General features: G+C 72.2%; 13 protein-coding genes. 4 read left to right on the forward strand and 9 right to left on the reverse strand.

Annotated features, from left to right (window positions below):
• Positions 1 to 83: 83 nt before the first annotated feature.
• A complete protein-coding gene (locus ACZ63I_RS08290; protein WP_469336575.1) occupies positions 84 to 656 on the reverse strand; it encodes a YceI family protein in 573 nt (190 codons plus the stop codon).
• Between the two features lie 144 nt (positions 657 to 800).
• Here ACZ63I_RS08290 and ACZ63I_RS08295 point away from each other — a divergent pair, with 144 nt between their 5' ends.
• Positions 801 to 1,196 carry a winged helix-turn-helix transcriptional regulator gene (locus ACZ63I_RS08295; protein WP_469336577.1) on the forward strand — a complete coding sequence of 132 codons (396 nt, stop codon included), beginning with the start codon at positions 801 to 803 and terminating at the stop codon, positions 1,194 to 1,196.
• Here the strand turns inward: ACZ63I_RS08295 and ACZ63I_RS08300 are convergent.
• Positions 1,189 to 2,661, reverse strand: a complete 1,473-nt coding sequence (locus ACZ63I_RS08300; RefSeq protein ID WP_469336579.1) for an NCS2 family permease — start codon at positions 2,659 to 2,661, stop codon at positions 1,189 to 1,191. The two genes, ACZ63I_RS08295 and ACZ63I_RS08300, sit on opposite strands and share 8 nt — an antisense overlap.
• A 182-nt stretch (positions 2,662 to 2,843) precedes the next feature.
• Positions 2,844 to 3,488 (reverse strand): TOPRIM nucleotidyl transferase/hydrolase domain-containing protein, encoded by a 645-nt coding sequence (locus tag ACZ63I_RS08305; RefSeq protein WP_469336581.1) that lies wholly within the window; start codon positions 3,486 to 3,488, stop codon positions 2,844 to 2,846.
• 130 nt (positions 3,489 to 3,618) lie between these two features.
• On the opposite strand from ACZ63I_RS08305, the gene ACZ63I_RS08310 reads away from it, so the two are divergent.
• Entirely contained in the window at positions 3,619 to 4,269 is a 651-nt protein-coding gene (locus ACZ63I_RS08310) for a DedA family protein (RefSeq protein WP_469336583.1), read from the forward strand.
• A 60-nt stretch (positions 4,270 to 4,329) separates the two neighbouring features.
• On the opposite strand, the gene pabB is transcribed toward ACZ63I_RS08310, so the two are convergent.
• From pabB to lnt, 4 genes are read right to left on the reverse strand one after another with little or no spacing between them, the layout of a single operon-like run.
• Positions 4,330 to 6,429, reverse strand: a complete 2,100-nt coding sequence (gene pabB / locus ACZ63I_RS08315) for an aminodeoxychorismate synthase component I (RefSeq protein WP_469336584.1) — start codon at positions 6,427 to 6,429, stop codon at positions 4,330 to 4,332.
• A 44-nt stretch (positions 6,430 to 6,473) separates the two neighbouring features.
• Entirely contained in the window at positions 6,474 to 7,259 is a 786-nt protein-coding gene (locus ACZ63I_RS08320; RefSeq protein WP_469336586.1) for a 3-hydroxybutyrate dehydrogenase, read from the reverse strand.
• A gap of 18 nt (positions 7,260 to 7,277) precedes the next feature.
• Positions 7,278 to 7,754 carry an NUDIX hydrolase gene (locus tag ACZ63I_RS08325; RefSeq protein WP_469336588.1) on the reverse strand — a complete coding sequence of 159 codons (477 nt, stop codon included), beginning with the start codon at positions 7,752 to 7,754 and terminating at the stop codon, positions 7,278 to 7,280.
• A gap of 10 nt (positions 7,755 to 7,764) precedes the next feature.
• The gene (gene lnt, locus ACZ63I_RS08330; protein WP_469336590.1) at positions 7,765 to 9,354 is read right to left on the reverse strand and encodes an apolipoprotein N-acyltransferase; all 1,590 of its coding nucleotides are present in this window, start codon (positions 9,352 to 9,354) and stop codon (positions 7,765 to 7,767) included.
• A gap of 182 nt (positions 9,355 to 9,536) precedes the next feature.
• Here lnt and ACZ63I_RS08335 point away from each other — a divergent pair, with 182 nt between their 5' ends.
• Complete coding sequence (locus tag ACZ63I_RS08335; RefSeq protein ID WP_469336592.1) at positions 9,537 to 10,619, forward strand: O-antigen ligase family protein; 1,083 nt, start codon at positions 9,537 to 9,539, stop codon at positions 10,617 to 10,619.
• A gap of 54 nt (positions 10,620 to 10,673) precedes the next feature.
• Here the strand turns inward: ACZ63I_RS08335 and ACZ63I_RS08340 are convergent, their stop codons facing one another.
• Both ACZ63I_RS08340 and ACZ63I_RS08345 read right to left on the reverse strand, forming a co-directional pair.
• Complete coding sequence (locus ACZ63I_RS08340) at positions 10,674 to 11,228, reverse strand: hypothetical protein (protein WP_469336594.1); 555 nt, start codon at positions 11,226 to 11,228, stop codon at positions 10,674 to 10,676.
• A 54-nt stretch (positions 11,229 to 11,282) separates the two neighbouring features.
• The gene (locus ACZ63I_RS08345; protein ID WP_469336596.1) at positions 11,283 to 12,083 is read right to left on the reverse strand and encodes a glutamate racemase; all 801 of its coding nucleotides are present in this window, start codon (positions 12,081 to 12,083) and stop codon (positions 11,283 to 11,285) included.
• 58 nt (positions 12,084 to 12,141) lie between these two features.
• Here ACZ63I_RS08345 and ACZ63I_RS08350 point away from each other — a divergent pair, with 58 nt between their 5' ends.
• Positions 12,142 to 13,365 carry a glycosyltransferase gene (locus ACZ63I_RS08350; RefSeq protein WP_469336597.1) on the forward strand — a complete coding sequence of 408 codons (1,224 nt, stop codon included), beginning with the start codon at positions 12,142 to 12,144 and terminating at the stop codon, positions 13,363 to 13,365.
• Positions 13,366 to 13,421 lie beyond the last annotated feature (56 nt).

The following is a 13,421-nucleotide window of genomic DNA, read 5'->3' on the forward strand; positions in this document are numbered from 1 at the left end:
CGGCCCGTGGCGCGCGCGTGGCCGGTGACGCGCGTGTGGCCCGTCCTCGGCGGGACGGGCCACGTGCGGTGGTGGGCCGGACGTCAGGCGGTGGCCTCGTCCGCCGCCAGGTCGGCCTCGATGTCGAGCACGATCTGCACCTTCTCGCTCAGCGCGACGCCGCCGCCGGGGATCGGGCCGTTGTAACTCACGCCGAAGTCGGTGCGGTTGATCTCGGTGGTGGCGGAGAAACCGGCCTTGCTGCCCCCTGCGGGGTTGGGGCCGAACTCGGGCGTCTCGACGGCGAGGGTGACCGGCTTGGTCGTCCCGCGGATCGTCAGGTCGCCGTCGATGAAGAAGTCCCCGTCCTCGTACCGCACTCCGGTGGAGACGAAGTCGATGGTGGGGTGGTTCTCGGCGTCGAAGAAGTCGGCCGAGCGGATGTGGTCGTCCCGCATGGCGTTCGCCGTGTCGATGGACGTCGCGTCGATCGTCGTGCTGACCGACGACTCCAGCGGGTTCTCCGCGATGGTGATCTGCCCGCTGAAGGTGGCGAAGTGGCCACGGACCTTGCTGACCATCATGTGCTTGATGATGAACCCGACGTGGGAGTGGACGGTGTCGATCGTCCATGTGCCCGCGACGATGCCGGGGATCTGCAGATCGGTGGAAGTCAAAGGGATGCGCTCCTGACAGAAATTGACAGCCGTAGCGGTTCCTTTTGGTTTCTCGGTACTCTATAGGAACCGTGACAATCGTCCGGCAGTCCCCCCGTCCAGGCAATCAGGCACTTCTTGGTGCCGTGGTTCTCGGAGGTAACCGTGAGCAGCCCCACCCGCCGCACTCCGACCATCCGCCGCACCCCGAGCGCGTGCCGCGCCCGGCAGGCGCTGGACCTCGTCGCCGACAAGTGGTCGCTGTACGTGGTGTCCTGTCTCGGCGAGGGGCCCCGGCGGTTCACCGAGCTGCGGCGGGAGATCGACGGGATCAGCCAGCGGATGCTGACCGTCACCCTGCGCGGCCTGGAGCGCGACGGCATCCTGACCCGGACCGTCGTCGAGGTGATGCCGCCGCATGTGAGCTACGGGCTGACCCCGATCGGACGGACGCTGCTGCGCGCCACGACGCCGCTGATCGACTGGAGCGTCGAGAATCTGGCGCTGATGGACGAGGCGCGCGCCGCGTACGACGCGCGCACCACCGCCCCCACTACTTGACGTTGAACAACTGCTCGACCGGGTCGATCGCGAAGTAGACGACGAACAGCGCCGCGGTCGCCCACAGCAGCCAGTGCACCTCGCGCGCCTTGCCGAGTACGGCCTTGACGAGGACGTACGAGACGAAGCCCGCCCCGATGCCGTTGGTGATGGAGTACGTGAACGGCATCACGGCGATCGTCAGGAACGCCGGGATCGCGATCTCGTACTTCTCCCAGTCGATGTGCCGCACCTGCGACATCAGCAGGAAGCCCACGACCACCAGCGCCGGGGCCGCCGCCTGTGCGGGGACGACCACGGCGAGCGGTGTCAGGAACAGCGCGAGGGCGAACAGCGCGCCGGTGACGACGGAGGCGAAGCCGGTACGGGCGCCCTCGCCGACCCCCGCGGCCGACTCGATGTACGCGGTGTTGGAGGACGCCGAGGCCGCGCCGCCCGCGACGGCGGCGGCGCCGTCGATGAGCAGGACCCGGCCCAGGTTCGGCACCCGGCCGTCCGCGTCCAGCAGCCCGGCCTCGTTGGACACACCGACGACCGTGCCCATGGTGTCGAAGAAGTCGCTGAGGATGAGCGTGAAGACCAGCAGCACGAGGGTGACGACGCCGATCTCGTGGAACGCGCCGAAGAGGGAGAAGTTGCCGACGAGCCCGAAGTCGGGGGCCGCCACGATGTCGTCGGGCACCGAAGGCACGGTGAGGCCCCACGCCGCGGGCTTGATGTCGGCGATCTCGTTGATGATGATCGCGACGATCGTCATCGTGACGATGCCGATGAGGATCGCGCCCCGGACCTTCTTCGCCACCAGGGCGATGGTGAGCAGCACCCCGAGGCAGAAGACCAGGACGGGCCAGCCGGTGAGATGGCCGGTGGCGCCGAGCTGGACCGGTGTGGATCCGGTGGCGCCGGGGATACGGGAGGCGAAGCCGGCGTCCACGAAGCCGATGAACGCGATGAACAGACCGATACCGACGCTGATCGCCTGCTTGAGCGGCCCCGGGATGGCCCGCATGACCGCCTCCCGCAACCCGGTGACGACCAGGACGCAGATCAGCAGCCCCTCGATGACGACGAGGCCCATCGCGTCCGGCCAGCTCATCAGCGGCGCGATCTGGAAGGCCACCACGGCGTTGAGCCCGAGCCCGGCCGCGATGGCGAGCGGCAGATTGCCGCCGAGGCCCATGATCGCGGTCATCACGGCCGCCACCAGGGCGGTGACGGTGACCAGTTGGGGCCCGGAGAGATGGTGCCCGAACTTGTCCTCGGCGCCGCCGAGGATGATCGGGTTCAGCACGAGGATGTAGGCCATCGTGAAGAACGTGGCGAAGCCGCCGCGTATCTCACGTCCGTACGTCGAGCCGCGCTCGCTGATCCTGAAGTACCGGTCGACGGCGTCGCGCCGGGATCCGCCGGGCGCCTCGGGTGCGTCCGGGGCGTCGGGTGTCCTGTCCACTGTCTGGCCTGACATTGCTCTCCTCGTCGGGTCGCGATGCGTCGGGGGGTAGGTGGATTGTTCCCCTGACAGGGCCATTTCAGGTTTTCGGGATGTTACGTGATCTGCCGACGGCCGGTCGACCCGCAGTTGGCGGACCCGCAGTTGACGGACGAGCGCGGCGACGGCGGCGGTGCGGGCCGGCTCGCCGGCAGCGGTCAGCGGGGCGCGGCGAGATGTGCGAGGAGTCCGCCGAGCGGCGCGGGAACCCGTCCGAGGTCGAGCGCGCCGACCAGCGCGCCCGCGTACTGGGCCTTGCGGCCGCTGTGGGTGCCCATGAACCGGCGCAACTGCCGCTCGACGCTCCTGCCCCGCTGCGCCGGCTGCTTCTGGAACGTACGGAACGGCCGCAGATCGCCCTGGTCGGCAAGGACGTCCTGGACGGCGTCCGTGCCCAGCGCGCGGATCAACTCGTCCTCCAGGTCGGCGACGCACACCTGGAATCCGCCCGACGCGAGTCCCGCCCGCGCCAGGGCCCGCAGGAAGAACTCCGTCTCCGCGGCGTCACACAGGCCCGCGAGCGGGACGTCGAGCCCCTGGTCGCCGAACAGGCCGAGGAATCTGCCGATGCTCGTGGCACCGCCGAGCGGCACGACACACACGCCCTCGCCGGCCAGTTCCCGGCCGACCCGCGCGGCCAGTGTCTCGACGGCGACCCGGTCGCTCGCGCCCTCCACCAGCACGACCGTACGCAGCCCGGCACCGGCGGCCAGCTCATGCGCGGCGGCCCCGGCCGCCCGCGCCCCCGCACCACCGGCGGCCCACTCGACAGCCGCCCGGCTGAGCAGCGTCATCTCGTCCACACGGGCCAGTTTCGCAGCCGGGGCGGAGCGGTTCAAACCATATTGACCGGCCGGGACTACGGTGGGTGAGGCGGCGTGTCCGTACGCCGTACGCCGCGCGCCGCACACCGGACAGCACCGGGAGGGATCCATGGCTCCGCCGCCGCTCCCCGGTGTCCTCGGCAACCTCGCACCGATCCTCGACCACTGGGGCTATCTCGCCGTCGGCGGTCTGCTCTTCGTGGAGGACTTCGGCGTACCGGTTCCCGGCGAGACGGTACTGATCGCGGCGGCCGTCTACGCCGGCACCGGACAGCTCAACATCGCGGCCGTCGTGCTGATCGCCCTGGTCGCGGCGGTGGCGGGCGACAACGTCGGCTACGCCATCGGGCGCTACGGCGGCCACCGGCTGGTCAACCGCTACGGGAGGTACGTCCTGCTGACCCCGCCCCGGGTGGCGAAGGCCGAGGCGTTCTTCGACCGGCACGGCGGCAAGATCGTCACCATCGCCCGGTTCGTCGACGGGCTGCGCCAGGCCAACGGCATCATCGCGGGGATGAGCGGGATGTCCTGGCCGAGATTCCTCGCGTTCAACTCGCTCGGCGCCGCCCTGTGGGTCGGTGTCTGGTCGGTGCTGGGCTACTTCGCGGGACAGCACGTGGACACCATCTATCCGGCGATCGAGCGCTACGAGCTGTACTTCCTCGCGGCGCTGGTGGCCGTCGTCGCGTTCTTCGTCGTCCGCCACCTGCGCCGCCGCCGTCGCGAGAAGTCGAACGACGAGCCGCAGGACAAGCACTAGGTCGTGTCCGCGAAGTCTCGTCTGGCCAAAGGGCGGACGACGATACTTCCCGGACACTCCCTAGGCCGGGTCCGCCCTGCCGGGGAAGCTCGCGCCGAGCAGTGTGAGCAGCGGGGCCGCCTTGACCGCCGTCTCCTCGAACTCCGCCGCCGGGTCGGAGAGATCGATGATCGCGCCGCCGACGCCGTAACTCAGCCGGTCCCCGTGCAGCACGGCCGTGCGTATGACGATGCTCAGATCGGCGGCTCCGGTGAGGGAGAAGTAGCCGATCGCCCCGGAGTAGACACCGCGCGGCCCGCCTTCGAGGCCGTCGATGATCCGCATGGTGCGGATCTTCGGCGCCCCGGTCATCGAGCCGCCGGGGAAGGCGTCCCGTACCGCCGCCACCGCGCCGCTGTCCGCGCGCAGCCGCGCCCGTACCGTGCTGACGAGCTGATGCGCCGACGCGTACGTCTCCACCTGGAAAACGGGGTCCGCGGTGACGGAGCCGACCACCGCGTTGCGGCCGAGGTCGTTGCGGACCAGGTCGACGATCATCAGGTTCTCCGCGCGGTCCTTCTCGCTGGCCGCGAGATCCGCGACGGCGAGGGCGTCCGCCGCTTCGGTGGCCCCGCGCGGTCTGGTCCCCTTGATCGGGCGCGACTCGGCCGTCCCGTACCGGTCGACCCGCAGGAACCGCTCGGGCGATGTGCTCAGTACGGACACCTCGCCGAAGCCCAGGAAGGCACCGAAGGGCGCCGGGCTGATCCGCCGCAGCGAGCGGTAGAGCTGCCACGGGTCGGCGCAGGGCAGCTCGGTCTCGATCATGTTGGTCAGACAGACCTCGTAGGTCTCGCCCGCGCCGATCTCCTGCCGGCAGGCGTCGATGAGCTTGAGGTACATGTCCCGCTCGTGGCGCGGCCGCAGCACCACCTCCCCCGGCGGCGCGGGCGGCGCGACGGGTCCCGGCCGCACTCCGGCGAGGCCCGCGAGCTGCCGGGCGGTCTCCCGCAGCCAGCCGAGCGCGGGGCCCTCGGCCCCGTCCTCGGCGAGCGCCAGCAGATACGTCGCGCCGTCGCCGTGGTCGAGGACGACGGCGCGGTCGGCGAAGACCATGACCGCGTCGGGTTCCGCCGACGGGTGGGCGCGGTCCCCGTCGTGGTCGGCCTTCAGCTCGTAGCCGAGATAGCCGACCCAGCCGAGTGCGAAGTCGAAGGGCAGCTCGGGCGCCGTCACGCTGGTCGTCCGCAGGTCCTGTTCGAGCCAGTCCAGGAAGCCGCCCGGCACGGTCCGGGTGGTGTGCGCCGATTGGACGGTCACCGTGCCCGCCTGGACGTCGGCGGTGGCGACGCGGGCGAGCGGGCCCGCCGCGTCGCCCATCATCGACAGCCGGCCCTGCGGCGACGGGTCTCCTGACGTACCGCTGTCCAGCCAGAACGGGTGCCGGCCCGCCCGGAAGAGCCGGTCGAAGACGACTTCGGCGTCCCAGCGGGTGGTCAGCCGCTCGGCCAGGACCCGCAGCCGACGGGGCTCCGTCTGCTCCACGGCGGCGGTGACCGCAGTCGCGGTCGGGGTCGTGGCCAGGGGTACGGCCCGGCGCCTGCCGTGCTGCTCGGTGAGCCGGCGGAAGTTCGCCATCAGGCGCCGGCCGCCCTGCGTGCCGATCGACTCGGGATGGAACTGCACGCCCCACAGCGGCAGACTCCGGTGCCGCAGCGCCATCAGGACCCCGTCGGCGGTCCGCGCCAGCGGCTCAAGTCCGGGGGGCAGGGTGTCCACCACGAGCGAGTGGTAGCGGATCACCTCCAGGGGCGAGGGCAGTGCGGCGAAGAGCCCCGTGCCGTCGTGCAGCACCGCCGACGCGCGGCCGTGCCGCGGCTCGGGCGCGCGGACGACCCGCGCGCCGTGGGCGAGCGCCAGTGCCTGGTGGCCGAGGCAGACCCCGAGGACCGGGATCCTGGCGTCCTCGGCGATCGCGGCGCAGATGCCGGTGTCGGCGGGAGCGTGCGGCGTTCCGGGTCCCGGCGACAGGACGACGTTGTCGAAGGCGTCGAGCATGCCGGGCCGCCAGCCGGGGTCGTCGTTGCGGATCACCTCGGGGGCAGCGCCGTTGACCTCGGCGAGCTGGTGGAACAGGTTGTAGGTGAACGAGTCGTAGTTGTCGACGAGAAGCGTACGCATGACCAGGTCCTTGGGGTGCGGACACGAAGAAGGGCCCGCAGGGCTCAGTGCGCGGTCCAGCCGCCGTCCAGCGCGAGCGAGGTGCCCGTGATGAACGACGCGTGGTCGGAACAGAGATAGGCGACGGCCTCGGCCACCTCGGCCGGTTCGACGAGCCGCTTGACCGCGCTGTCCTGGAGCAGCACATCGGCGACGACCCGGTCCTCGGGGACGCCGTGCGCCGCCGCCTGGTCGGCGATCTGCTTCTCGACCAGCGGGGTGCGCACATAGCCGGGGTTGACGCAGTTGGAGGTGACGCCGTGCGGCGCGCCTTCCAGGGCGGCGGTCTTGGAGAGCCCTTCGAGGCCGTGCTTGGCCGCCACGTACGCCGACTTGTAGGGCGAAGCGCGCAGTCCGTGCACCGACGAGATGTTGACGATCCGGCCCCACCCGTTGCCGTACATGTGCGGCAGCGCGCCCCGGATCAGCCGGAACGGCGCCTCCAGCATCACGGTGAGCACGGTGTGGAAGACGTCCGGCGGGTACTCCTCGATGGGCCGCACCAGTTGGATTCCGGCGTTGTTGACGAGGATGTCGGCGCCGGCCGCAGCGCGCTCGGCCGCGTCGAGGTCCGTCAGGTCGAGCAGCTCGGGCCGCAGCGCGCCCGGCAGTCCCTCGGCGTCGGGGGCCAGGGCTTCGAGCCCTTCGGCGTCCCGGTCCAGGGCGGTCACCGCCGCCCCGGCGGCGGCGAGCCGCAGCGCGCAGGCCCGGCCGATGCCGCTGGCAGCGCCGGTGACGAGCGCGGTGCGGCCGGTGAGGTCGAGCGGGGCCGGGACCGTGGGAGGGGGCATCGTCGTAACTCCTCGGGCTCAGGGGGCGGGGTCGAACCAGGTGGGAGCGTCTGTGAGGGCCTGCTTGATCCGGAAGAGCCCGAACTCGTCCAGGGCGGGCAGCGCGTCCACGGAGAACCACCCCACGTCGAGCGATTCCTCGTCGTTGACCCGTGCCTCGCCGCCGACCGCCCGGCAGCGGATGGTGATGTCCATGAACTGGCAGACGTCGCCGTTGGGGTAGGTGATGGGCCGGTGCGCCGCCTGGACGAGTACGACGCGCTCGGCCACGCACTCCACACCGGTCTCTTCGAGCACTTCGCGTACGGCGGTCGTCGCCGGCTGCTCGCCCGGCTCCGGGATCCCGCCGATGACGGACCACTCGCCGGTGTCGGCCCGCCGTCCGAGCAGGACGCGTCCCTCGTCGTCGAAGACGATCGCGCTGACCCCCGGCAGCAGCAGGAGCTGGTGTCCCGCCGTGGCCCTGATCCGCTGGATGAAGTCTGGAGTTCCCATGCGCCCGACCCTATGAGGTGACGCGCCGCCGGGCGGACACGGACCTGCCGACGGCCCAGCCGATTCCGGCCACGGCGACGAGCGCCAGCAGCCCCTCGGGGAGGGCGCCGAGCCGGGTGGCCGGGGTCAGTGACGTGCGCAGCGGCACCTTGGCGACGAGCGCGTCGGGGGTGAACATCTTCGTCTGCGAGACGATCGTGCCGTCGGGCCGGATGATCGCGCTGACCCCGCTGGTGGCGGGCACGACGACGGTCCTGCTGTGCTCGACGGCGCGCACCCGCGACATGGCGAGCTGCTGGTACGTCATCTCGCTGCGGTCGAAGGTGGCGTTGTTGCTGGGGACGGCGATCAGTTCGGCGCCGGCCTTGACCGGGTCGCGTACGGCCCCGTCGAACGCGGCCTCGAAGCAGGTGGCGAGCCCCACCTTCGTACCGGCCAGGTCGAAGAGACCCACCTTGTGCCCGGGGCCGAAGTCCCGGCTGACCTCGTCGACGTGCGAGTTGAACAGCCGTACGACCGAGCGCATCGGGATGTACTCGCCGAACGGCTGCACATGCCGCTTGTCGTACGTGTCCCCCGGGCCCTTCACCGGGTCCCACTGGATCAGCCGGTTGCGCAGCGGCCCGGTGTCGGGGCTGACGACGGCCCCGACCACGGTCGGTACGCCGATGGCCTTGACCGCTTCGTCGATGACGATCCGCGCGTCGCCGTCGCGGTACGGGTCGACGTCGGAGGAGTTCTCCGGCCACAGCACGAAGTCGGGCTGCGGGACCTTGCCCGCCTTCACGTCAGCGGCGACCTTGAGGGTCTCCTTGACGTGGTTGTCGAGGACGGCGCGGCGCTGGGAGTTGAAGTCGAGCCCCATGCGGGGCACATTGCCCTGGATCGCCGCGACGGTCTTCGTACCGTCCTCGGCGGAGTCGCTCACGAGCGGCAGCGCGGCGAGCGCGGCGGCGATCGGGACGAGGACGGTGAGCGCGGCGGCCGTCACCGCCGACCGGGACACCCGGTGCGTCGCGCGGTACGCGAGGACCTGGCGCACCGCCTCGTACAGGCCGAAGCCGCACAGCGCGACGGCGAAGCCGAGCACCGGCGTGCCGCCGACGGCGGCGAGCGGTACGAAGACGCTGTCGGCCTGACCGAAGGCGATCTTGCCCCAGGGGAACCCGCCGAACGGCACCCGGGCCCTGGCGCCCTCGCCGAGGATCCATACGGCCGCCGACCAGACCGGCCACACCGGCAGCCGGGACACCGCCGCCATGCCCATGCCGACGAAGCCGATGAAGACGGACTCGGCCGCCGCGAGGGCCAGCCAGGGGAACGAGCCGACCTCGCCGCCCGTCCAGATCAGCAGCGGCAGCATGAAGCCGAGCCCCGCGAGATAGCCGAGCCCGAACCCGGCGCGCAGCCGGCGGCCGTACAGGGTCCAGGCGAGCAGCGCGAAGGCGGGCAGCGCCAGCCACCACAGGGTGCGCGGCGGGAAGCTGAGGTAGAGCAGGACACCGGAGACCACGGCGGCGGCCGGTCTGACCAGCCTGGACCCGCGGGTGGGGGCGGGGTCCCGCGCAGGGGTGTCGACGGATGTCATGGTGGCGCTCACCTGGCGGAGTCTACGGTGAGCCGCTGTGTGTCCGGCACCGCCGTGTGAGGTGAGAGACAACGTTCCTCCGCAAGTCGCGCACAGATCCGTGTCCTTGCGGTTACCGTGTGCGCCAGTCCCTGCCACCTGGCCGGATCCGGCTGCCGTGGGACGGGACCCGCCAGAGGTGGGGGGCGACGGGGATGGCTGTACCGGTGGAGCGGCCGGTGGTGCGGGAGCGGCGCAGTGCGCCCGACGTGGTCGGGGCCGTGGTGCTCGGCTGCTGCGCCGTGTGGGCGCTGATCAGCGCCGCGGGCTCGGGAGGCAGACCCGAGGGGGTGCTGCTGGCTGTGCTCGCCGTCACGGCCGGCTATGCGTGCGGCCGGATCAGCGGCTCGCTGGTGCCGGTGGCGGCGGCGACCACGGTGTCGCTCGCCGCGCTCGGTGCGGCGGTCGTGTCGAGTCATGACGCGGCCAGCGCGACGGTCGCCGTCGCGACGCCGCAGGGCGACGACGGCGCGGTGGCGGCGCTGCTCGCGCTGTCGGCCGGCGCCGCCTGTTGCGCCGCTTCCGCCGTGCGGCCGGTACGGGTCAGGCTCTCCCTGCGGCTGGTCGCGCTGCTCGCCGCGGTCACCGGGGTGCTGCTCGGCTCGGCCGCCGGGTTCTTCACCGCGCTGGCCGTGGTGCTGTGTTCGCTCGCCGCCGAGCACATGCGCCGACGGCTGGTCGGGTTCGCCGGGCTCGCGTTGGCCACCGGCCTGGTGGTGGGCGGCTCGTGGGCGGTGGCCGAGCAGGTGCTGCCCGCAGGTCTCTCGGTCTCGCTGGAGGGTCAGCTCACCCAGAACCGGGTGCTGCTGTGGCGGGACGCCGTCGACATCGCCGGGGACCGTCCGCTGCTGGGGGTGGGCCCCGACCGGTTCGGTGAACACAGCCCGACGGCCGCCCAGTCGCTGGACACGGACGGGAAGGCGCACTCGGCGCCGCTTCAGCAGGCCGCGGAGGAGGGCGTGGTGGGGGTGGTGCTGCTGGGGGCCGCGTACGGCTGGCTGCTGTACGGCCTCGGCCGCTCGCCGTGCGCCACTCCGGTCGTACTGACGGCGGGTGCCTCGCTGACAGCGCTGGCCGCGCTGGCGAGTGTGGGGAACGCGCTGAGCTTCACCTCGGTGACGGTGACGGCCGGGCTGCTCGCCGGGCTGGCGACGGCGCGTCCCGCGACGGCGGTGCCGGTCGCGGTCGCGTCCCGTCCCGAGCCGGCGGGGAGAGGCCCCGGTACCCCGGTCGGGTGAGGGATTACGCCGGACGAGTCAGCGCGTCGCGTAGGCGTTTGACCGCTATGTCCGCTATGCCGTCTTGCTCAGTGCCGACGGGCGCAGCCGGTCGCGGATGATCCGTACCGCCGCCTCGGCGTCGTCGACTGTGACGGTGAACACTCTGCCGTCGCCCAGCTTCAGGACGAGCCCTTCGCCTCGGCGCACCACCACGGCCGTGCCCATCTCGGGCCGCCAGCGGTAGCCCCAGCCGCCCCACTCCCGGGGGTTGACGCGGGGGTCGAAGTCCGCGCCGACGACCTGGGCGAGCGGGATACGGCGGCGCGGCAGGCCCATGTGGCCGCAGCGCACCTCCAGGCAGTCGCCGTCGACCTTCACGGCCACGTGCACGAAGGCCAGCGTCCCGAAGAGCATGAGCAGTCCAGCGGCGACACAGCCGATCACCGACATCAGCAAGGCGAGGAAACCGGAGGTCCAGTTGGAGACCACGGCCAGCTCGACACCGAGCGCGATGCACCCGGCGCCGCCCGCGGCAAGCACCCACTGCGCGCGATTGGTGGCTCGGCCGGACCAGATCTCGGGCAGGGGCCGCGCGGCGTGGCCCTCGTGCCGTGAATGCTCCCTCATGGCAAGCAGAGTACCCACGTTCGGCGCGGGCGGGAGATGTACCGGTGTGTGTGGTCAGTACACCTGGGTGACGGCGGCGAGGAGCTGTCCCTCGGGATAGCCGAGCGCCTCGTCGGGGAGGGCGGCCTCCTGGCCGCCGAGCAGCACGGTGAGCCGGCCGGTCGGCTCGGCGTCAGGAGCGGGCTGCTCGCCGATACGCCGCAGGGCGTGTGCGGCGACCGCCTCTGCCGAGCCGTACAGCGCGACCGGCGCCGGTGAAGGGGACCGGCCAGGGGCGCCGGTGACCGCCGTACGGATCCGTTCGGCGAGGAGTTCGTAGTGGGTGCAGCCGAGCACGACGGCGGTCACGTCGTCCGGGGTGCGCTCGGCGGCGGCGGCCACAGCCGCGTCGATCGCGGCGGCGTCGGCGTGCTCCACGGCGTCGGCGAGACCGGGGCACGGCACTTCGGTGACGGGCACGGATGCGGCGAAGTCACGGATGAGCGCCCGCTGGTAGGGGCTGCCCGTGGTGGCGGGGGTGGCCCAGATCGCGAAGGGGCCGCCGCCGGCAGCGGCGGGTTTGATCGCCGGGACCGTGCCGATGACCGGCAGCCGGGGTTCCAGTTCCGCCCGCAGGGCGGGCAGCGCGTGCACGGACGCGGTGTTGCAGGCGACGATCAGCGCGTCGGCGCCGTGCGCGGCGGCGGCCCGTGCCACGGCGAGCGCGCACGCGGTGACGTCCTCGGGGGTGCGCGGGCCCCAGGGCATCGTGCCGGGGTCGGACGACAGCACCAGATCGGCGTCGGGCCGCAGCCGGCGTACCGCGGCGGCCGCCGCGAGCAGACCGATGCCGGAGTCCATGAGTGCGATCTTCACCCGGTCACCATAGTCGACCGTGCTTGCGAACCTGGCGGTGTGCGGCAGACTGCCGCGAATGAGCGTCGTTGGCTGGATCTCGGTGTGTTCACTGGTCGTGTGGGGCTGGCTGCTGCTGGGTCAGGGGTTCTTCTGGCGTACCGATCAGCGGCTGCCCGCGCGCGGCCCCGCAAGCGGCGGTGGCGGCGGGGCGGCTGACGGTCCGTCGTCCTGGCCGCCGGTCGCCGTGGTGGTGCCCGCGCGCGACGAGGCCGAGGTGCTGCCGCTGAGCCTGCCGTCGCTGCTGGCGCAGGTCTATCCGGGGCGGGCGGAGATCTTCCTCGTCGACGACGGCAGTACGGACGGCACGGGCGCGCTCGCGCGCGAACTGGCCGGCCGGTACGGCGGTCTGCCGCTGACGGTGACCTCGCCGGGTGAGCCGGAGCCCGGCTGGACAGGCAAGCTGTGGGCGGTACGGCACGGCATGGCGCTGGCCCGCGCCCGCGAACCGGAGTACCTGCTGCTGACGGACGCCGACATCGCGCACGAGCCGGACAGTCTGCGGGAGCTGGTGCAAGCGGCCCGCGCACAGGACCTCGACATGGTGTCGCAGATGGCGCGGCTGCGGGTGGCGAGCGTCTGGGAGCGGCTCGTGGTGCCCGCGTTCGTCTACTTCTTCTCGCAGCTCTATCCGTTCCGCTGGGTCAACACGCCCGGCGCGCGGACGGCCGCCGCGGCCGGCGGCTGCGTACTGCTGCGTACGGCGGCGGCCGAGCGGGCGCGGGTGCCCGAGTCGATCCACGAGGCGGTCATCGACGATGTGTCACTGGCGCGCGCCGTGCAGAACAGCGGGGGCAAGATCTGGCTGGGGCTCGCCGAGCGCGTCGACAGCGTACGGCCGTATCCGCACCTGTCCGACCTGTGGCGGATGGTCTCGCGCAGCGCCTACGCGCAGCTCCGGCACAACCCACTGGTGCTGGTCGGAACCGTCGCCGGTCTCGCCCTGATCTATCTGGCTCCGCCGGTCGCCGCGGGCTTCGGGGTGTTCGGCGGTGACGCGCCCGCCGGCTGGTTCGGCCTCGCCGCGTGGGCGGTGATGACGGGGACGTATCTGCCGATGCTGCGCTACTACCGGCAGCCGCTGTGGCCGGCTCCGCTGCTGCCGGTCACCGCGCTGCTGTACCTGCTGATGACGGTCGACTCGGCCGTGCAGCACTACCGGGGCCGCGGCGCGGCCTGGAAGGGCCGCACCTACGCGCGCCCCAAGGGCGTCCCTGCGCGGGACGCGGCCCAGGACGGCTGACGGCCGTGACGCGCGGCCGGGGCGTCACTTCCGGCCGGGTTTGATTTCCGGCGGGG

The organism is Streptomyces sp. NPDC087906, from assembly GCF_055584925.1.